We start from the raw sequence: 17,967 nt of genomic DNA, 5'->3' as shown, positions 1-17,967 counted from the left end.
ACACCGGATCACCCCTGTGGGCGTACGAATACCTCCCGCCCGCCGACGACGGTGGCGAGGCACACCGGCAGTTCGGATCCGGGGGTCAGATCGGGCAGTCCGGGGGTGCCCGAGCGGGGGTCGGTGGACCAGCGGGCGACCCTGTCGTCGGGGGCCTGGACCACCAGTTCGCCGGTCTGCCAGACCGCGTAGTCGGCCGGGGCGCCGGGTACGAGGATCCCCGCGTCGTCGCGGCCCAGCGCCCGCCAGCCGCCCCGGGTGTGGGCGGTGAAGGCGGCCCGTACGGAGATGCGGTGCCCGGGGGTCCGGTGGAAGGCGGCCGCGCGGACGGTGCCCCAGGGGTCGAGCGGGGTGACCGGCACGTCCGAGCCGAAGGCCAGCGGGACCCCGGCCTTGAGCATGGCCGCGTACGGGTTGAGGGTGCGGGCGCGCTCGGCGCCGAGCCGGTCGGCGTACATGCCGTCCTCGCCGCCCCAGGCCGCGTCGAAGGCGGGCTGCACGGAGGCGGTGAGCCCCAGCTCCGCGAAGGCCGCGATGGCGGCGGGCGTCATCATCTCGGCGTGTTCGACCCGGTGCCGGGCCGCGCGGACCCGGGCCAGGCCGACCTTCTCGGCGGCCGCTCGGACGCCCTCGACGACGGCGGTGATCGCGGCGTCGCCGATGGCGTGGAATCCGGCCTGGAGGCCCTCCTCGGTGCAGGCCGTCACGTGCTCGGCGACCGCGACCGCGTCCAGGTACTCCGTACCGGTGTGCGAGGCGTCGGCGTACGGGGCGTGCAGGCAGGCGGTGTGCGAGCCGAGGGCCCCGTCGACGAAGAGGTCGCCGGCCGCCCCGACGGCCCCGAGCTCCCTGGCCAGCTCCAGGTCCCGGTCGGCCCAGTACCCGAAGACGCGCGGCCCGGGCCGCTCGGCGGCCAGGGCGAGGAGGCCGGTGAAGTCCTCGGCGGAGGAGATGTCGGGCCCGCCGCACTCGTGCAGCGAGCCGATGCCGAGGGAGGCGGCCCGGTCGAGGGCGGCCCGCTGGGCCTCGGCGCGCTGGGCCGGGGTGACGGCGGCCAGGGCCGCCCGTCGTACGGCGTGGTGGTCGTCGGCGGTCAGCGGCTGGTCGCCGGCGGGCCGCACGCCCGGGACGAGGTCGAGCAGGGCCGTGGTGACCACGGCGGAGTGCACGTCGATGCGGCTCAGGTAGAGCGGGCGGCCGCCCGCGGCCTCGTCGAGCTCGGCCCGGCGCGGCGCCCGGCGCTCGGGCCAGCGGGCGGCGTCCCAGCCGTGCCCGAGGAGCACCCTGTCGGCCGGACGGCTCGTGGCGTACGCGCGTACGAGGTCCAGCGCGGCCGTCAGGGAGCGCGCTCCGGAGAGGTCCAGCCCTGTGAGGGCCAGACCCGCGGAGGTGGTGTGGACGTGGGCGTCCGTGAAGGCCGGCGTGACGAGCGCGCCGCCGAGGTCGACGACCTCGTCCACGCCCTGCGCGAAGGCGTCGGCCGCCCCCTCGGAACCGACCCAGGCGATGTGGCCGCGCTCGACGACCATCGCGGTGGCGAAGGGGTCGGCGGGGCTGTGGACCTCGCCCCCGCGGAGGAGGACGGTCCTGGTCGGTGCTCCGGCGGTGTCGGCGGAGTGGGCGGTGCGGTCAGTCATGCCGACCAGTGTCCCGCGTCGCCCACCCCGGGCCGACCACCGGGTCCCCGGTCAGACCCGGGGCGGCCGGGCTTCGTAGGGGGTGGAGAGGACGACCGTCGTGCGCGTCGAGACGTGGGCGAGGGCGCGCAGGCGGCCCAGGAGGTCCTCGAGCTCCAGGGGGGTGGCGACGCGCACCTTGAGGATGTAGTTCTCGTCGCCCGCGACGCTGTGGCAGGCCTCGATCTCGGGGACACCGGCCAGCCGGTCCGCGATGTCGTCCGGGGCACTCGGGTCGAAGGGCTTGACCGAGATGAACGCCGTCAGCGGCAGGCCGACGGCCTCCGGGTCGACGACCGCCGCGTACCCGCGGATCACCCCTCGCTGTTCCAGACGGCGTACTCGCTGATGGACTGCCGACGTGGACAGTCCCGTGGCCTTGCCCAGATCCGTGTAGCTCATCCGCCCGTCCCGTACGAGCAGATCCACGATCTGGCGGTCCAGCTCCTCCATTGCGCTCATAGCCGCTCAACTTAAGGCCCAAGGGCACTCCAGGCCCAGTGGTGTCCGCCCACTGGAGGCATCTGCGCCAGGCATGTGACCAAGGCCACAGGGGTATGCAGGCGCAGGCCGGTCTGTTGTGGTTACTCGTGACGCTCGACGGGAAGTGCTTGCTGTGGCCGAGGCCGCAGAACCTGCCCGCCCGGCCCACCCAAGGGGGAGTACATCCATGCTGAACACCAAGCGCCCCGGTCGCACCGAACCGGAGCCCCTCGAACCGCTCGATTCCGGGGACGGCGCGTACTCGGTGGACACCGAATACGCCGAATACCCCGACGACCTCGACGGATTCGAGATCCACCACGCGATCTGCCCCGACTGCGGCCAGTCGATCGCCCTCGTCGCGGACGAGGAGTACCTGCCGCAGCACGCGCTCTGCCTGACCCCGTGGAACCCCTTCGGACTCACGGTGTGCGCGGGCACCGGTCGGCCGGCCACGGACGCGCTGCCCACCGTCGGCATGATCCAGCCGGTGGAGGCCCCCGAATCCGTCGTCCTGTCGACGACCCTGCCCCAGGGCCTGGACTGGCGGACGCAGCCCTTCTCGCACGTGGGCGGCCCGGGATCGCGCCCGGTCCGCGTGGTGAGCCCGGTGCTCCCCCGGCCGCAGGCGCAGACGCGGCAGCAGCACGCCCAGGCGGCCTGACGACCGCCGGGGCGTCCCGCGCTTTGCATCGCTACCAGTACGTTCCCTGCACCATGGCGGCCAGGCTGGCGTGGTGCAGGATCAGGCTGTCCGGGTCCGCCGGGATCTCGACCTCCCCGAAGTGCGCCTGCCGGTAGGCGATGCGCAGCATCACGATGGCGTGCCGCAGCGCCGCGTAGAGGGTGTGGAACTCCATGTCCCGCGGCGTGTGCCCGGTGAGTTCGGCGTACCGGCGCTCCAGGTCCTCCCGCCGCAGGAAGTCCGGCAGGCCGGGCTGTCCGAAGCTCACGGTCAGGTCCTGGAAGAAGCGGTGGAGGTAGACGCTCCAGCCCAGGTCCACCTCGCGGGGGGCGTAGGCGGCCATCTCCCAGTCCAGGACGGCGACCGGCGTGAAGCCGTCGTAGATGACGTTGCCGATGCGGGCGTCGCCCCAGTTGAGGACCGCGGGGCCCTCGTCCGCCGGCCACAGCTCCTCCAGCCGGGCGAAGGCCCGCTCGATGAGCGGGGAGGGGGCGAGTCCGCCCACCACCCAGGCGTAGTAGGCACGTTGGGCCTGCACGTGCCGGCGCAGGGGGCTCCCCTCACCCTTGGGCAGGAGGAACTCCGCCTCCTTGGCGGGGAACTGGTCGTGCAGGCGGGCCAACAGCGAGATGCTCGCGTCCTGCAGCTCGGCGCGCTCGGCATCGGTGGCGGAGTGCAGCCAGTTGCCCTCGTAGGTGTAGGGCATCACATCGGGCGGGACCCGCCCCTCGGCGCGGGCCATCACGAAGAACGGCGCCCCCAGCGGCCCCGGGTCCTCCTCCAGCCACTGCACCCGCGGGACGGGCAGGTCCGTGTGCTCGGCGACCAGACGCATCACCCGGTGCTGGCGCGGCATGTCGTACGTGGGGAAGACGGTGTAGGCGGCCGGGTCGGCGGCGAGCCTCAGCGCGCAGGCGCGGATCGGGGTGTCGGGGTGCTCGATGTCGAAGAGCAGGGTCTCGCTGGACATCCCGTTGGATCCGGGGACGGAGGCACCGGTGACCTTGGCGCCGGGGAGCCTGCCGTCCAGCCAGGCCGCGAGGCGCCGGCCGAGCTCTTCGGGCTCCCGGGTGGAGGTGCGCGGACGTGGTGCGATGGCCATGAGTGAGCCCCTTCCCTACTGGGCGACGGAGGAGTAGTCGGCGAAGCCACTCGGGTCGTGGCGCCCGAAGCTGCCGTGCTCGAAGATGCCGTGCCCGGTCTGCCCGTCGAGGGTGCAACGGGCCGAGTGGTCGGTCACCCCGAAGGCGGCCATCGGGTGGGCCGCGGGGTCGGACAGGTCGTAGACGCGGCGGTCGGTCCAGCCGCGGCCCTGCCAGGTGCCGTGCTGCCAGTCGCCGGCGGGCGGGTAGCCGGCGCCGACGGCCAGCGGCGAGGAGTTCAGGATCTCCACACCGAGCTCGAGGGGCTTGCGGGACGGATCACTCAGATGAACGACCGCCCTCTCGGGATGCCGACTGCCCGGCCGGTAGCCGATCTCGGTGTGCGGCCAGCCGAGCTGTACGTCGTGGCGGCCGCTGCCCTCGGGGAAGACCTGCACGGCTTCGTTGAGGGTGCGGTGCCCGTCGGCGTCCTCCTGGGCGATGACCATGACGAACCGGTCCTCGAAGCGGACCGGTATCCAGAGCCAGTGGAACCCCTCCGGGCGGTATTCCTCGGCGGCGCGGCCCCCTTCCTCACCGGGTATGGGCCGCACGCCCCAACTCCGGTCCCGCGTCCCGGTCCACTCCCCCGGCGTGAGGACGAACTCCTCCCCCTTCGCCCGGATGACCCCGCTCACACCCCCGGCCTGGACGAAGCGGCGCCCCTCCAGCATGAGGCGGTCACCGCGCCGCTGGATGTGGTGGGGCTCCCAGACGGCGGGGAACTCGGCGGTCCAGGTGACGTCGTACGAGAGCCCGTCCGGATCCTCCGGGTCCGCCGCGCAGCGCAGCGTGAGCCGCTTGAGCGGAACGTCGACGGTGATGGACAGGGGCCCCACGGACAGGTTCATCCGATCGTCGGTGAGGGCGTCGGAGGCCCGGACGGCGAGGAGCTCGTCGCCGAGGCGGAGGGTGGCGTACGCGTCGATGACCCCGGCGTTGGGGTACACGCCGAGGCCGAGGATCAGGACGGCGCGGCCCGCGTGGTCGAAGACGTGGAAGATGCAGCGGTCGTAGGCGTTGCGGTCGCCGCTGACGAGGTGCTTCATCGACAAGGGGGCCTGGTGGATGGGGTACTCGTCGAGGGCGACGGGCCGGTCGACGGACATGGCGGACCTCCTGGACGGCGGGCTTCGGGGGGCGGCTCAGGCGGATATGACGGTACGTCAGAAACCCCGCCGGGGACCACCCTTCTGGCACGTCCTGACACACCGGCACACCACGCCGAGTCTCTGCCGAGACCGTGGCCCGACTGCAGCTCCGCCGCCGGCAGCGCCGCGCTCTGACCTTGGACCGGACCGTGAACCGGCCGCGGCGCCGCTGCCGGGGGCGCCGCCCCCGGACCCCCGCGCCTCAAACGCCGGCGAGGCTGGATTGGGCCGGGCTCCGCCCCGGGCGCCGCAGAGGAGCGCGTGGCGAGCAGCAGTGGCGGCTCATGACCGCCCCAAGACCCCGGCAAACGCCGTCATGCGGGAGCCCGTAGCGATCGGTGGCGGCCCATGTCCGACCCCAGGCGATCGGCAGACGCAAGTACGTGGGGAGCACGTAGCGATCTGTGGCGGCCTATTCCCAGCCCCAGACGGCCGGCAGACGCTGAGAGATGCGAAGCGCGTAGCGATCGGTGGCGGCCTATGTTCAGCCCAGGACGGCTGGTAGACGCTCCAACATGGGCAGCGGGTAGCGATTCGGTGCGCACCGGGAGCCCCGCCCGTATATCTGCGATGGGGCCGTCCCTGTTCGGATCGCCCGGCCCGTTCTTCTGGGGGTTTCCCGGCTGTCTTCGATTTTCCGTGGCGGAGCGGTCGGTCAAGGGTGGCCGAAGGCCATCGCGCAGCGACGCGACCGAAGGGAGCGCCCTTGAGGGACCGGCCCGCCACGGAAGACGATGAGACTGACGGGAAACCCCCGCCCCCGGGGACGGCTCGAACGGATACCCGCACCCCGGGGGCGATTACCCGGCCCTTCACTCCCGCGTTGGCCGTGCATGACCATGCTTCAGGCTTCAACCGGCCGAAGGCGTCGGCCGACGCCGCCGGGTTTCGAAGAATCGGTTCAGCATCCACGCGATCACCGCGATCACCGCGACCAACGGGACCAACGGGACCCACGCGAGCCACAGCAACAGACGCCGACGCCGACGCCGGACCCGCCGATCTACCGCGATCTGCTCGCCCGGTGGGCCGATGCCGGCCGCACGCTGCCCGGGCGACGCGACCCGGAGTGGTCCCGGCTCACGTCCTCCCCGGTCTGGCCCACGACCAGCAGCGGACTGTACTAGCGGGTCTCCGGCCCCGCCAGGTGGCGGGCGATGACCATGCGCTGGATCTGGTTGGTGCCCTCCACGATCTGGAGCACCTTCGCCTCGCGCATCAGGCGCTCGACGGGGAAGTCCGCGGTGTAGCCGTAGCCGCCGAGGACCTGCACGGCGTCCGTGGTGACGGCCATCGCCGCGTCCGTGCAGAACAGCTTGGCCATCGCCGCCTGGCGCGAGAACGGCTTGCCCGCGTCCCGCAGCCGCGCCGCCGCGAGGTACAGCGCCCGGCCCGCCTCGATCTTGGTGGCCATGTCGGCCAGCATGAAGCGCAGCCCCTGGAAGTCGGCGATCGGGTGCCCGAACTGCTTGCGGTCCAGCGCGTACGTCAGCGCCTCGTCCAGCGCCGCCTGGGCCACGCCGATCGCGCACGCGGCGATGCCGAGGCGCCCCGCGTCCAGTGCGGCCAGGGCGATGGTGAAGCCCTGACCCTCCTCGCCGATGCGGCGCGCGTCCGGCACCCGTACGCCGTCGAAGTGCAGCTGGGCGGTGGGCGAACCCTTCATGCCCATCTTCTTCTCGGGCACGGCCGCCGTGAGGCCCTCCGCGTCCCCGGGGACCAGGAAGGCGGTGATGCCCTTGGGACCCTCGGCACCCGTCCGCGCCAGGACCGTGTAGAAGTCGGCGACTCCACCGTGGGTGATCCAGGCCTTGGTACCGGTGATGACCCACTCGTCGCCGTCACGCACCGCCTTGGTGGTGAGCGAGGCGGCGTCGGAGCCGGCGGCCGGCTCGGAGAGGCAGTAGGCGCCCAGCAGGCCGCCGCCGAGCATCGCGGGCAGGTGCGCGCCCTGCTGCTCCTTGGTGCCGTAGCCGGCGAGGCCGTGACAGGCCAGGGAGTGCACGCTGACGCCGAGGCCGACGGTCAGGCGGGCCGCGGCCAGCTCCTCCAGGACCTGGAGGTACACCTCGTACGGCTGCTCGCCACCACCGTATTCACCGGGGTACGGGAGGCCGAGCAGGCCCGCCTCCGACAGCAGGGTGAAGACCTCGCGGGGGAACCTCCCCGAGTCCTCTTCCTCGGCGGCCCGGGGACGGATCTCCCGCTGGGCGATCTCGCGTACGAGGGCGAGGAGGTCGCGGGACTCCTCGGTGGGCAGCTGACGGTCCACCGGCTGCGGGGCGCGGTCTGTCATGGCGGCGCTCTCCTCCCTGGTCGGGCACGGCGACGACGCGTGAGGTGTGGGACGCGACGCCGGGTCTCGGTGCTCTCACAGCCGATGGTGCCCTCCCGGATCACGGAATGGGCTGTTCAGCGGCTGCGGCGGCTTGAGTATGCCCGATCAGGAGCTTCCCGTCACCGGGGCAAGATCATCACGCTGACCGAACGGTCCTTCGGTATTGGGAGGTGCCGGACACTCCGGGACGAACTCCTCGATCACCGTCAGTGTCGCGCGCAGCTGGCGCACCAGCAGGGCCCCGAGCTCGGCGCGATCGGGCCGCTCCGCGCCCATGGACCCACCGGCCCCGTCGAGCCCGCCGATCCACTCCAGGGTGATCCCTTCCACGGCGGAGAGCCAGCCGACGAGGGCGAGCCGGGCGAGCGGCGGCAGTGAGCGGTGCCCGTACGCGCCTTCGGCGATGGTGGCGACGAGCTCCTCCCGGACGGCGTCGCGGATGGCGAGCACCTCCGCGTCGGAGCCGACGCCGCCGGTGACGATGGTGCGGTAGGCCGCGCGATGGTGCTCGGCGTAGTGCAGGTATCCGTCGACGGTGCGGCGGACGCGCTCCGCGTTCGGGAGGTCCGTCTCGCCACCGGCACGGGCGACGAGCTCGGCGACCGACTCCTCGACGATGGCGAGGTAGTAGCCGCGCTTGCTCTTGAAGTAGTAGTAGATCAAGCCCTTGGCGACGCCGGCGTGCTTGGCGATGTCGTCCATGGACAGTGCGTCGTAGGAGGTGTCGGCGAACAACTTGCGTCCGGTTGCCATGAGTTCGGCCCGACGAATCTGCGAACGCTCGGTCGTACCGCGCTGTTGACCACGATTCAAATTCAGCCCCAGCCTCGAACTGCCCCAACGTGCCCGCAGTATGGCAGCACTTCGGACAGCCACGGAGACGACCTCGGAAGGGGCCTCAAGGCGGCCTACGAGACGACCTCGGAGAGGGCCTCAGAGACGACCTCCGCGAGGGCCTGGGCGACGCCCTCCGAGAGGGTTACAGCCAGCCGACCTGGGTGACGAACATGGCGACGACGACCACGAGGGTCCAGCCGAGGACGTGCTCCAGCCAGGAGGAGTCGTCCTTGGGGCCTCCGGTGCGGACGAGGTCCAGGGCGGGGGCGGTCGGGGTGGCGCTGTCGGCAGTCATGATGTCCAATGTGCCAGCGTTCGCGGCCTTCGCGGTAGATGACGATGGTCACGTGGTGACGCCCGTCACACGGCCCCGTCACACGACCCCGTCACACGACCCCGCCGCACGGCCCCCGTCACGCCGTCCCCGCCACACAGCCGAGCCCCCGCCACGCCCGGAGTTCGGGAGCGGCGGGGGCCCGTCGACAAGACCGTCACGCCGACCGGTGTCGTCAGATGCGGGTGTCGCGGTTGCGGCCCGCCATGGCCGCCATCGCGAGGCCCAGGCAGAGCGCGACGGCTCCGGTGATCACGTTGTTGACCACCGTGCGAGTCGTGTCCATCTCTCCGGCGATGGCCCACGGGGCGATGATCGTCCACGCGCCGAGCGCGACGGCCGTCCAGGCCATCGCGTGGGTGCGCTCGTAAGCGGATCCCAGACCACTCATGCACAGGCAGAACGCCAGGCCGGTGATCAGGTTGTTGATGGCCAGCGGGGTCAGGACGGCGAACCCGGCTATCCACGGCGAAGCCGCCAGGTACAGGCCCGTGATCAAGGCGAGTGCCTCGACGGCCTGCGCGGCGGGAGTGCTGGTCACCCGCTCGAAGCGAGTGCGCATCTCGGCAAGGTCCGGGTGGTGCTCGATGCTGCTGGGATGAGTGGTCATGGCGGGCTGCCTCCCACGAGAAGCCTTATGTGCCTTTTATGCCCATATTCCGCCCGTTAAGCCATTCGGACCAGCCGAATTTCCTCAGAACACACCGACGCCCGTCAGCGCCGCCGTCTGGGCCGCGCCCGGGGCCGCCGGGACGTAGAGGTAGCAGATGCCTCCGCTGCCCGAGGCGACCTTGCCGGAGGCGCCGTGGCGCTTGGTGCGCAGCCAGATCGTCTCCCATTCGGCGCGCTTGTAGACGCGGCGGACGGAGGGGTTGTCGGGCGAGTGGGGGTCGTTGGCGATCACGTCCCCGGCGGCCGTGAAGCCGATGACGGTCATCAGGTGGCCCGCGGTGCCGTAGCCCGCTCCGGTGAGCTCCTCCGGGCGGAAGGACTGCGAGGTGATGGCCGGGATCCCGGCCGCGACCAGGGTCTCCAGGTCGGTCAGGGAGGTGAGCCGCGTGACGACGCCGCCGAGCCCGCGGTAGGTGGCCGCGTACGCCGCGTTGAAGGGCCAGTTGCCGCAGCCCTTGTAGGCGGCGTCGTAGGTGGAGCGGGCCGCATGGCAGACCTGCGGGTCGGAGTACCTCGGGTTCACCCAGGTCAGGGCGGTGGTGCTGGCCTTGCCGCCCCAGTACTCGATGATCATCTGCGAGGAGGTGGGGCTGCACCAGGCCTCGCCCCCGTTGTCGTACTCGGGGTACTGCCCGGCGTGGGTCTCCTGCGAGTAGCGCGGGACCTTCAGCTCGTGGCCGCGGCCGGAGGGGGCGGAGGCGGGGACGGTGAACCGGTCCGGGACGTCGGAGACCATGGCGCCGGCCAGCCACACGGTGGGGCCGCGGTCCGTGCCCGGCTTGCGGTACAGCGTCAGGCGCAGCTGCCAGTCCCCGATCCGCAGGCCGGCGGCCGCGGCCGGGGCGTCGACGGCGAGGGTGTCGGTCCAGACGGTGGACTTCCCGTCGGTCTGGCCGTCCACGGAGGTGCGGCGGATGTCGCGGTCGCCGGAGGCCCACCGCCCCATCACGTACCAGGGGGTGGCGGTGCCGTCGGTGTAGGTGCCGCGCAGTTCGATCTGGATCCAGGTGCCGGCCGGGGTACGGGCGTTCCAGGAGGCGATCGCCTCGGTGGCGGGCACGGTGGAGCGGTGCACCGGGGAGGTCCAGGTGGCGTACTCCCAGACGCCCTTGCGCCCGGTGTGCGGGTCGGCGTACTCCGTGCGGCCGGCGGCGGCCTCGATCTCCAGGCCGGGGCGGGCGCCGCCGACGGCGGTGGTGCCCCCGTGGGTGCCGGCCAGCCAGTCGGCGAGGGAGTACCAGAAGCGGTTGTCGACGGTGCGGCCCGATGCCCGCGGGGTCGGCCGGGGGGCCGCCGAGGCGCTGCCGCCGGGGACGGCGGCGGTGGCCGCGGTGGCGACCGCGAGCGCGGCGACGAGTACGGCCCTGCGTGGCGTGGATGCTGTCATCGCGAGGTTCCCCCAGGGGGTGGGTCGGCGCTTCGGGTGGCTTCACCCTTCCAGTTCCCGGCGGCCGGACGCCGAAGCCGGGGGTCGTGTCGGGCTTGTCTACGCTGGTCGGGTGGAGCCACAGCAGTCACTTGAGTCACTGGCACGGGAGCTTGCCGCGTTGCCGCCCTCCCTCGGCCCGGTGCGCCTGATCGGGATCGACGGGCACGCCGGATCCGGCAAGAGCACCTTCGCGGGGCGGCTCGCCGAAGCGCTGGGACACCCCCCGCAGGGTGCGCCCGTGCTGCACCTGGACGACGTGGCCAGTCACGAGGAGCTGTTCGGCTGGGAGGAGCGGCTGCGCGCGCAGGTGCTGGAGCCGCTCGCCGGGGGACGGCCCGCGCACTGGGCCCCGTACGACTGGGTGGAGCGCCGCTTCGGGCCGGAGCGGGTACTGGAGCCGGCGCCGGTGCTGCTGATCGAGGGGGTCGGGGCCGGGCGGCGGGCGCTGCGGCCGCATCTGGCGCGGCTGCTGTGGATGGAGACGCCGCGCGCGCAGTCCTGGATGCGGGGGCGAAAGCGGGACGGGCGCGAACTTTCCGACTTCTGGGACGGATGGGAGCGCGCGGAGCGCGCGCACTTCTCCAGTGATCCTTCGCGCCCCTTCGCCGACACCCTGGTGCGCCAGAGCAGTACGGGATACGAGTGGTCTTCCGGGACCGGAGCGACGGTGGGATCCGCCGGTTCCGTGACCGAGGGTGACGGACTCCCCCGGGCCTGAGCCGGCCTGGAAATCCGCTCCGCCGGGCCTCCACCGACCTGCTTGACCTGGGGCCCGCACCGGCCTTACGTTCTCAATGCGCGCCTTTACCGGCTGCCGCGGACACGAAGCCCCCGATTGTTCCCCCGTGATCGGGGGCTTCGTTCTGCCCGCACATCCCTCCGCGCGGGCGTCACGCCCGGCGAATCCGCCCCGGTTCTTCACCCTGAGTCACCGGACCCTCCTGGGGCGCACGCGCGAACCCGGCCTGTCGCGCCCTACGTAAGGTGCGAAACCGCAGGTACGATGCAGCCCTGATTTCATCGGCGCAATGGGCAACTCGCGCGCTCGAAGCGGGGGTTGCCGCGCACCACGGGGGCAGGCTTGTGGGGGACGTGATGGATTTCGGCACGCCGGGCAGCATGCACGCCCCGGCCGAACTCGCCTGGCTGCGCGGAGTCGACGCCTGCACCATGGGCGCGTATCCGCAGGCCGAGGAGGAGTTCCGGGCGGCCGTACGACTCGATCCCTCGATGGCCGACGCCTGGCTGGGGCTGCACGCGCTGCGGGTGGACACCGGCAACGCGTTACTCCGGATGTACGCGCATCGCGACCGCTTCGGCGAACAGCGGGCCCGGCACCGGAGGACGCTGAACTCCTGGTACTGGCTGGGCTGGTGGGTCCAGCCGGTGCTGGAGAGCCGGCGGGACCTGCTGCTCGCCCACGCCTCGCACTGGCTGGACGGCCGCCACGTGCCCGAGCTGGACCAGGCCCTCGCGGCGCTGCCGCCGGTGGACACCGACGCGCAGGTGCGCTTCCTGCACGCCTGCCGGGCCTACCTGGTCAAGGACTGGGAGCAGCTGGTCCGGCACACCGAGCCGCTGGTGAACGATCCGCTGCTGGGGATCGAGGCGGGGCTGTTCGGCGGGATGGCCCGGGTCCGGCTGGAGATGTACGGGCAGGCGGAGCCGATGCTGTCGGCGGCGCTGATGCGGTGTCGCAGCGAGCAGCCGCAGCGCAAGGAGCTGCGGTACTGGCTGGCGCGGGCGCACGAGGGCACCGGGCGCAGTGCGGCGGCGCTGCCGCTGTACCGGGCGGTGCACCGGGTGGATCCCTCGTTCATGGACACCGCGGCCCGGCTGACGGCCATCGAGGACGGCGACGACACCGACGGCATGGCCGATCTGGCGGGCCTGGCGGGCTACGCCGGGTACGGCGGCTACGCCGGGCACGGCCCCTCCCCCGTCGGCGGGGACTTCGCCGCGGTCGCGCTCGGCGGCGGGCCCGTCCAGGACATCGCGGCCGACAACCAGGCCGAGCCCGACCCACTGGCCCCTCCGACGCCCCCGGCGGGCCGGGTGGAGGGCGCGCGGCGCAAGGTGCCCGTCCCGCCGCAGGGCACGCCCGAGGGGCTTCCGGCCGGGCCGTCCGACCCGGTGGCGCTCGCCGAGGCGCTCGCGGAGCTGGAGCGGATGGTGGGCCTGGAACCGGTCAAACGGCAGGTGAAGGCGCTCTCGGCACAGCTGCACATGGCGCGGCTGAGGGCGGGTCAGGGGCTGCCGGTGCAGCCGCCGAAACGCCACTTCGTCTTCTCGGGGCCGTCGGGGACCGGGAAGACGACGGTGGCGCGGATCCTGGGGCGGGTCTTCTACGCGCTGGGACTGCTGGGCGGGGACCATCTGGTGGAGGCCCAGCGGGCGGATCTGGTGGGCGAGTTCCTGGGCCAGACCGCGGTGAAGGCGAACGAGCTGATCGATTCGGCGATCGGCGGGGTGCTGTTCGTGGACGAGGCGTACTCGCTGTCCAACTCGGGCTACAGCAAGGGCGACGCCTACGGCGACGAGGCCCTGCAGGTGCTGCTCAAGCGGGCCGAGGACAACCGGGACCACCTGGTGGTGATCCTGGCGGGCTATCCGGCCGGGATGGACCGGCTGCTGGCCGCCAATCCGGGGCTGTCCTCGCGGTTCACCACCCGGGTGGACTTCCCCAGCTACCGGCCGCTGGAGCTGACCGCGATCGGCGGGGTGCTGGCGGACGCGAACGGGGACCACTGGGACGAGGAGGCACTGGAGGAACTGCGGAGCATCAGCGGGCACGTGGTGGAGCAGGGCTGGATCGACGAGCTCGGCAACGGGCGGTTCCTGCGCACGCTCTACGAGAAGAGCTGCGCGTACCGGGATCTGCGGCTGGCGGGCTTCGCCGGGGAGCCGTCGCGGGACGACCTCGCCACGCTCCGGCTGCCGGACCTGATGCAGGCGTACGGGGAGGTCCTGTCGGGCCGCGGCCCGCAGGAACGGCCGGAGCCCCCGCCGCTGTGACCCCGGCGGAATGCGGGGTGCCGCTGCGCGGAGCCTCTCCCCGCCCCGCCCTTTCTCCGCTTCCTGGGGCTCCGCCCCAGACCCCGGTCCTCAAACGCCGGACGGGCTGAAAGATTCGGCTCGCCGGCGTCTGAGAAGCGGGATCCGACTACGCGCCCCGCACGTACGCGCGGTGCGACGGGTCGCGGACCTCGCCGACCAGCATTTCCAGGACGTCCTCCAGGGCGACCAGGCCCAGGACGCGGCCGCCCGGGTCGGCGACCTGTGCCAGGTGGGTGGCGTCGCGGCGCATGACGCCGAGGGCGTCGTCCAGCGGGACGGTGGCGCACAGCGTGGTCATCCGGCGCCAGACCCGCTGGGGCACGGCCCGTTCCCGGTCTTCCAGGTCCAGTACGTCCTTGACGTGCAGGTAGCCCATGAAGGCGCCGCTGGCGGCGCGGACGGGGAAACGGGAGTAGCCGGTGCGCACGGTCAGCTGCTCGATCTGGCGCGGGGTCACGTCGGGGCCGACCGTGACCAGGCGGTCCCGGTCGAGGAGGACGTCGGTGACGGGGCGGCTGCCCAGTTCCAGCGCGTCCTCCAGCCGCTCCTGCTCGACCGGCTCCAGGAGCCCGGCCTGCCGGGAATCCTTGAGGAGGCGGCCCAGCTGGGCGGAGGTGTAGACGGCCTCGACCTCGTCCTTGGGTTCGACCTTGAAGAGCTTCAGGACGAGCTTGGCGCAGGCGCCGAGCGCGGTCGTGACCGGCCCGCACAGACGGGCGAAGGCGACCAGGCCGGGGCTGAACCACAGGGCGGTCTTCTCGGGGGCGGCCATGGCGAGGTTCTTGGGGACCATCTCGCCGATGACCAGGTGCAGGAAGACCACGGCGGCGAGCGCGAGGGCGTAGCCGAGGGGGTGGATCAGGCCCTGCGGTACGTGGACGGCGTGGAAGACGGGCTCCAGCAGCCGGGCCACGGTGGGTTCGGCGACCGCGCCGAGCGTGAGGGAGCAGATGGTGATGCCGAACTGCGCGGCGGCCATCATGCGGGGCAGGTTCTCCAGGCCGTGGAGCACCTGGCGGGCCCGCTTGGACTCGGCCGCGAGGGGCTCGATCTGGCTGCGCCGTACGGAGACGAGTGCGAACTCGGCGCCGACGAAGAAGCCGTTGGCGAGGACCAGCAGCAGGGCGAAGAGGAGCTGGAGCGCGTTCATCGGGAGGCGCCTTCCAGCTCGGCCCGCTGCGGGACGGCTTCGCCGTGGCGGCCGGAGCCGAGCAGGGCGCTTCCCTCGGCGGCGGAGGCGGGCCGGTAGGAGCCGGCCGCGGGCACCGCCGTCAGCCGGACCAGGCGCACGCGCTCGGCGCGGTTGCGGCCGACCTGGCGGACGGACAGCTTCCAGCCGGGGAGGTCGGCGCGGTCCCCGGGGGCGGGGATCCGGCCGAGCAGGTCGGCGACGAGGCCCGCGACGGTCTCGTACGGGCCTTCGGGCACCTCCAGGCCTATCCGGCGCAGGGTCTGCACCCGGCAGCTGCCGTCGGCCTCCCAGGAGGGGCGGCCGTCCTCGGCCGAGACGGCGGCCAGTTCGGGGCTCTCGTCCTCGGCGAGGTCGTGCTCGTCGCGGACCTCGCCGACGAGTTCCTCGACGATGTCCTCCAGGGTGACCACGCCGGCGGTGCCGCCGTACTCGTCGACGACCACGGCCATCGGCTGTTCGCTGCGCAACCGTTCCAGCAGCGGCTGCACCGGCAGGGAGCCGGGCACCAGCAGCGGGGCGACGCAGATCCGGCTGACGGTGGTGCGGTCGCGCTCGGACTCGGGCACGGCGAGGGCGTCCTTGAGGTGGACCACGCCGGTGACCTCGTCGATGCGGTCGCGGTAGACCGGGAAGCGGGACAGGCCCGTGGCGCGGGTCAGGTTGAGCACGTCGGCCGCGGTGGCCGTGTGCATCAGGGCGCTGACCTTCACCCGGGGGGTCATCACGTGCTGGGCCGTGAGCTCGCCCAGCGAGAGGGTCCGTACGAAAAGGTCGGCGGTGTCCTGTTCGAGGGCGCCGGCCTGGGCCGAATGGCGGACCAGGGAGACCAGTTCGCCGGGGGTACGCGCGGAGGCCATCTCCTCGGTCGGCTCCACGCCGAGCGCCCGGACGAGCCGGTTGGCGACGGCGTTGAGGCCGGCGATGACCGGCCGGAAGGCGCGGGAGAAGGCGTTCTGGGGGCCGGCGACGAAGCGGGCCACCTGGAGCGGCCGGGAGACCGCCCAGTTCTTCGGGACGAGCTCGCCGACGACCATCTGGACGGCGGAGGCGAGCAGCATGCCGATGACGACGGAGACGCCGGGGACGGCGCCCCGGGGCAGGCCGGTCGCACCGATCGGCCCGGCCAGCAGTGCGGCGAGGGCGGGTTCGGCGAGCATGCCGACCACGAGGGAGGTGATGGTGATGCCGAGCTGGGTGCCCGAGAGCTGGAAGGAGAGCTCCCTCAGGGCCTTGACCACCGTGCGGGCACGGCGGTCACCGTCGGCTGCGGCGCGCTCGGCCTCGGGTCTCTCCACGGTGACGAGGCCGAATTCGGCTGCCACGAAGAAACCGTTGGCGAGGATCAGGGCGAATGCCGCCGCGAGCAGGAGTAGCGGAATGGTCATGCCGCCGCCTCCGGGGGGAGGGCGGCGCGGGTACTACCGGACGATCCGTCCATTGCTGGAGGGAGTCACTCCTCAAGTCGCAGGTGCCCACGGGCCTCGGGGTCCCGGGGCCGGTGGGAGGGCGCACAGTTGCGCCCCGCCACCAGGGTAGTCATTGAGATCCCGGCCGCAACGGTACGCAGCGACGAGGATCGGTGGTCTCAGTGGTCGTGCGCACCGGTTCCGCGGCTCTCGGCGAGCGCGCGCAGGGCGCGGGCGTCACCGATCGCCTGCTGCTTGGCGACGCCCGGCTGGATGCCGAGGACGGGCAGGCTGGTGCCGTCGTTGAGGTCCAGGAACACCCACGGGTCGCCGGGGCGGAGGTTGACGCGCAGGATCTGCGCCCACTCCAGCCGGCGGGTGGTGGTGATGTTGACGACGGTGACGCCGGCCTCGTCCGCGACCACCTTGGGGCGGCTGAGCAGGACGAGGACGGAGCTCAGCAGCACGGCGGTGAAGAGGAAGCTGATCCGCTCCCCCGGGCTGAGGTTCTCCAGGAGGAAGGAGATCGATCCGATGGTCACGAACATGGCGGTCCCGACGCCCAGCAGGACGGCCCGGGTCCGGTTCGGCCGGAAGGTGACCGGCAGGGCGGGGGTTCGGGGCTGGGCGGGGGACTCGGCCATGGTGGTTCGGATGCCTTCTGCGGTGGTGGTGCGGGTGGGACGGGTCAGAGCCGGCAGGCGTGGATCGACGTGGTGAGGATCGCGCGCGCGCCGAGCTCGTACAGGTCGTCCATGATCCGCTGGGCCTCCTTGGCCGGGACCATGGCGCGGACCGCGACCCAGCCTTCGTTGTGCAGCGGGGAGACGGTCGGCGACTCCAGGCCCGGGGTGAGGGCGACCGCGCGCTCCAGGTGCTCGGCGCGGCAGTCGTAGTCCATCATCACGTAGCTGCGGGCGACGAGGACGCCCTGGAGGCGGCGCAGGAACTGCTGGACCTGCGGGTCGTCGGCGTCGGCTCCGTTGCCGCGGATGACGACGGCCTCGGAGGTGAGGATCGGCTCGCCGATGACCTCCAGGCCCGCGTTGCGCAGGCTGGTGCCGGTCTCGACGACGTCCGCGATGATCTGGGCGACGCCGAGCTGGATGGCGGTCTCCACCGCGCCGTCGAGGTGGACGACGGAGGCGTCGATCCCCTTCTCGGCGAGGTGCTTGGCGACGATTCCCTCGTACGAGGTCGCGATCGTCATCCCGTTGAAGTCCTCGGGGCCCTTCGCGGTGCCGGGGGTGGTGGCGTAGCGGAAGGTGGACCGGCCGAAGTTCAGCGGCAGGATCTCCTCGGCGCTGGCGCCGGAGTCGAGCAGCAGGTCCCGGCCGGTGATGCCGATGTCGAGCTTGCCCGAGGAGACGTAGATCGCGATGTCCTTGGGGCGGAGGTAGAAGAACTCCACCTCGTTCTCGGGGTCGACGACCACGAGCTCCTTGGACTCCTTGCGCATCCGGTAGCCGGCCTCATGGAGCATCGCCGACGCCGGTCCGGAGAGAGAACCCTTGTTGGGGACGGCGATGCGCAGCATGGGGCTTCCTTTGATGCGTGGGTTGTGC

Annotated in this window: 16 protein-coding genes; 3 read left to right on the top strand and 13 right to left on the bottom strand. The window is 72.4% G+C overall.

The genetic code is table 11. The features are described 5' to 3' along the window. Positions 1-8: 8 nt before the first annotated feature. Positions 9-1,637, bottom strand: a complete 1,629-nt coding sequence (locus tag AB0D29_RS26800; RefSeq protein WP_362857690.1) for an amidohydrolase — start codon at positions 1,635-1,637, stop codon at positions 9-11. 51 nt (positions 1,638-1,688) lie between these two features. Then, positions 1,689-2,129, bottom strand: a complete 441-nt coding sequence (locus tag AB0D29_RS26795; protein ID WP_030011705.1) for an Lrp/AsnC family transcriptional regulator — start codon at positions 2,127-2,129, stop codon at positions 1,689-1,691. Positions 2,130-2,346: 217 nt separating this feature from the next. Here AB0D29_RS26795 and AB0D29_RS26790 point away from each other — a divergent pair, with 217 nt between their 5' ends. Next, positions 2,347-2,823, top strand: coding sequence for a hypothetical protein (locus tag AB0D29_RS26790; RefSeq protein WP_362857688.1), 477 nt, complete (start codon positions 2,347-2,349; stop codon positions 2,821-2,823). Positions 2,824-2,854: 31 nt separating this feature from the next. On the opposite strand, the gene AB0D29_RS26785 is transcribed toward AB0D29_RS26790, so the two are convergent. The 7 genes from AB0D29_RS26785 to AB0D29_RS26755 all read right to left on the bottom strand — a co-directional run bounded on the left by AB0D29_RS26785 (position 2,855) and on the right by AB0D29_RS26755 (position 10,705). Beyond that, positions 2,855-3,946: a phosphotransferase family protein gene (locus tag AB0D29_RS26785; RefSeq protein WP_362857686.1), complete on the bottom strand. Its 1,092-nt coding sequence runs from the start codon at positions 3,944-3,946 to the stop codon at positions 2,855-2,857. A gap of 15 nt (positions 3,947-3,961) precedes the next feature. After that, entirely contained in the window at positions 3,962-5,095 is a 1,134-nt protein-coding gene (locus AB0D29_RS26780) for a hypothetical protein (RefSeq protein WP_362857684.1), read from the bottom strand. A gap of 1,165 nt (positions 5,096-6,260) precedes the next feature. Further along, complete coding sequence (locus AB0D29_RS26775) at positions 6,261-7,433, bottom strand: acyl-CoA dehydrogenase (RefSeq protein WP_362857682.1); 1,173 nt, start codon at positions 7,431-7,433, stop codon at positions 6,261-6,263. 147 nt (positions 7,434-7,580) lie between these two features. Beyond that, positions 7,581-8,228, bottom strand: a complete 648-nt coding sequence (locus AB0D29_RS26770; RefSeq protein WP_362857680.1) for a TetR/AcrR family transcriptional regulator — start codon at positions 8,226-8,228, stop codon at positions 7,581-7,583. A gap of 226 nt (positions 8,229-8,454) precedes the next feature. Continuing rightward, positions 8,455-8,607, bottom strand: coding sequence for an SCO1431 family membrane protein (locus AB0D29_RS26765; RefSeq protein ID WP_107050446.1), 153 nt, complete (start codon positions 8,605-8,607; stop codon positions 8,455-8,457). A gap of 214 nt (positions 8,608-8,821) precedes the next feature. Further along, positions 8,822-9,256, bottom strand: coding sequence for an SPW repeat protein (locus AB0D29_RS26760; protein WP_362857678.1), 435 nt, complete (start codon positions 9,254-9,256; stop codon positions 8,822-8,824). Positions 9,257-9,340: 84 nt separating this feature from the next. Further along, complete coding sequence (locus AB0D29_RS26755; protein ID WP_362857676.1) at positions 9,341-10,705, bottom strand: peptidase C39 family protein; 1,365 nt, start codon at positions 10,703-10,705, stop codon at positions 9,341-9,343. Positions 10,706-10,817: 112 nt separating this feature from the next. On the opposite strand from AB0D29_RS26755, the gene AB0D29_RS26750 reads away from it, so the two are divergent. Continuing rightward, positions 10,818-11,465: a hypothetical protein gene (locus tag AB0D29_RS26750; protein WP_362857674.1), complete on the top strand. Its 648-nt coding sequence runs from the start codon at positions 10,818-10,820 to the stop codon at positions 11,463-11,465. 377 nt (positions 11,466-11,842) lie between these two features. After that, on the top strand, positions 11,843-13,762 hold the full coding sequence (locus tag AB0D29_RS26745; protein WP_362814829.1) for an AAA family ATPase: 1,920 nt from the start codon (positions 11,843-11,845) through the stop codon (positions 13,760-13,762). 148 nt (positions 13,763-13,910) lie between these two features. On the opposite strand, the gene AB0D29_RS26740 is transcribed toward AB0D29_RS26745, so the two are convergent. The 4 genes from AB0D29_RS26740 to hisG form a co-directional block, all read right to left on the bottom strand. After that, on the bottom strand, positions 13,911-14,954 hold the full coding sequence (locus tag AB0D29_RS26740) for a hemolysin family protein (RefSeq protein ID WP_362857672.1): 1,044 nt from the start codon (positions 14,952-14,954) through the stop codon (positions 13,911-13,913). Continuing rightward, positions 14,951-16,381 (bottom strand): hemolysin family protein, encoded by a 1,431-nt coding sequence (locus AB0D29_RS26735; RefSeq protein WP_362857670.1) that lies wholly within the window; start codon positions 16,379-16,381, stop codon positions 14,951-14,953. The genes AB0D29_RS26740 and AB0D29_RS26735 overlap by 4 nt, the downstream gene beginning before the upstream one ends. A gap of 200 nt (positions 16,382-16,581) precedes the next feature. Beyond that, positions 16,582-17,046: a PH domain-containing protein gene (locus AB0D29_RS26730; RefSeq protein ID WP_362857668.1), complete on the bottom strand. Its 465-nt coding sequence runs from the start codon at positions 17,044-17,046 to the stop codon at positions 16,582-16,584. A 44-nt stretch (positions 17,047-17,090) separates the two neighbouring features. Further along, the gene (gene hisG / locus AB0D29_RS26725; protein WP_362815039.1) at positions 17,091-17,939 is read right to left on the bottom strand and encodes an ATP phosphoribosyltransferase; all 849 of its coding nucleotides are present in this window, start codon (positions 17,937-17,939) and stop codon (positions 17,091-17,093) included. Between the last annotated feature and the right edge of the window lie 28 nt (positions 17,940-17,967).

Source organism: Streptomyces sp. NPDC048424 (genome assembly GCF_040651555.1).
Classification (GTDB): Bacteria; Actinomycetota; Actinomycetes; order Streptomycetales; family Streptomycetaceae; genus Streptomyces.
The sequence above is the reverse complement of the archived record's forward strand: the minus strand, read 5'-3'. Positions and strand labels throughout refer to the sequence as shown.

Excerpts from the sequence above, each read along its gene's own strand:
- AB0D29_RS26795 (WP_030011705.1), bottom strand. The coding sequence starts at position 2,129 with ATGGAGGAGCTGGACCGCCAGATCGTGGATCTGCTCGTACGGGACGGG.
- AB0D29_RS26780 (WP_362857684.1), bottom strand. The coding sequence starts at position 5,095 with ATGTCCGTCGACCGGCCCGTCGCCCTCGACGAGTACCCCATCCACCAG.
- AB0D29_RS26745 (WP_362814829.1), top strand. The coding sequence starts at position 11,843 with ATGGATTTCGGCACGCCGGGCAGCATGCACGCCCCGGCCGAACTCGCC.
- AB0D29_RS26730 (WP_362857668.1), bottom strand. The coding sequence starts at position 17,046 with ATGGCCGAGTCCCCCGCCCAGCCCCGAACCCCCGCCCTGCCGGTCACC.
- AB0D29_RS26790 (WP_362857688.1), top strand. The coding sequence starts at position 2,347 with ATGCTGAACACCAAGCGCCCCGGTCGCACCGAACCGGAGCCCCTCGAA.
- AB0D29_RS26800 (WP_362857690.1), bottom strand. The coding sequence starts at position 1,637 with ATGACTGACCGCACCGCCCACTCCGCCGACACCGCCGGAGCACCGACC.
- AB0D29_RS26785 (WP_362857686.1), bottom strand. The coding sequence starts at position 3,946 with ATGGCCATCGCACCACGTCCGCGCACCTCCACCCGGGAGCCCGAAGAG.
- AB0D29_RS26740 (WP_362857672.1), bottom strand. The coding sequence starts at position 14,954 with ATGAACGCGCTCCAGCTCCTCTTCGCCCTGCTGCTGGTCCTCGCCAAC.
- AB0D29_RS26770 (WP_362857680.1), bottom strand. The coding sequence starts at position 8,228 with ATGGCAACCGGACGCAAGTTGTTCGCCGACACCTCCTACGACGCACTG.
- hisG (WP_362815039.1), bottom strand. The coding sequence starts at position 17,939 with ATGCTGCGCATCGCCGTCCCCAACAAGGGTTCTCTCTCCGGACCGGCG.
- AB0D29_RS26755 (WP_362857676.1), bottom strand. The coding sequence starts at position 10,705 with ATGACAGCATCCACGCCACGCAGGGCCGTACTCGTCGCCGCGCTCGCG.
- AB0D29_RS26765 (WP_107050446.1), bottom strand. The coding sequence starts at position 8,607 with ATGACTGCCGACAGCGCCACCCCGACCGCCCCCGCCCTGGACCTCGTC.
- AB0D29_RS26735 (WP_362857670.1), bottom strand. The coding sequence starts at position 16,381 with ATGACCATTCCGCTACTCCTGCTCGCGGCGGCATTCGCCCTGATCCTC.
- AB0D29_RS26760 (WP_362857678.1), bottom strand. The coding sequence starts at position 9,256 with ATGACCACTCATCCCAGCAGCATCGAGCACCACCCGGACCTTGCCGAG.
- AB0D29_RS26775 (WP_362857682.1), bottom strand. The coding sequence starts at position 7,433 with ATGACAGACCGCGCCCCGCAGCCGGTGGACCGTCAGCTGCCCACCGAG.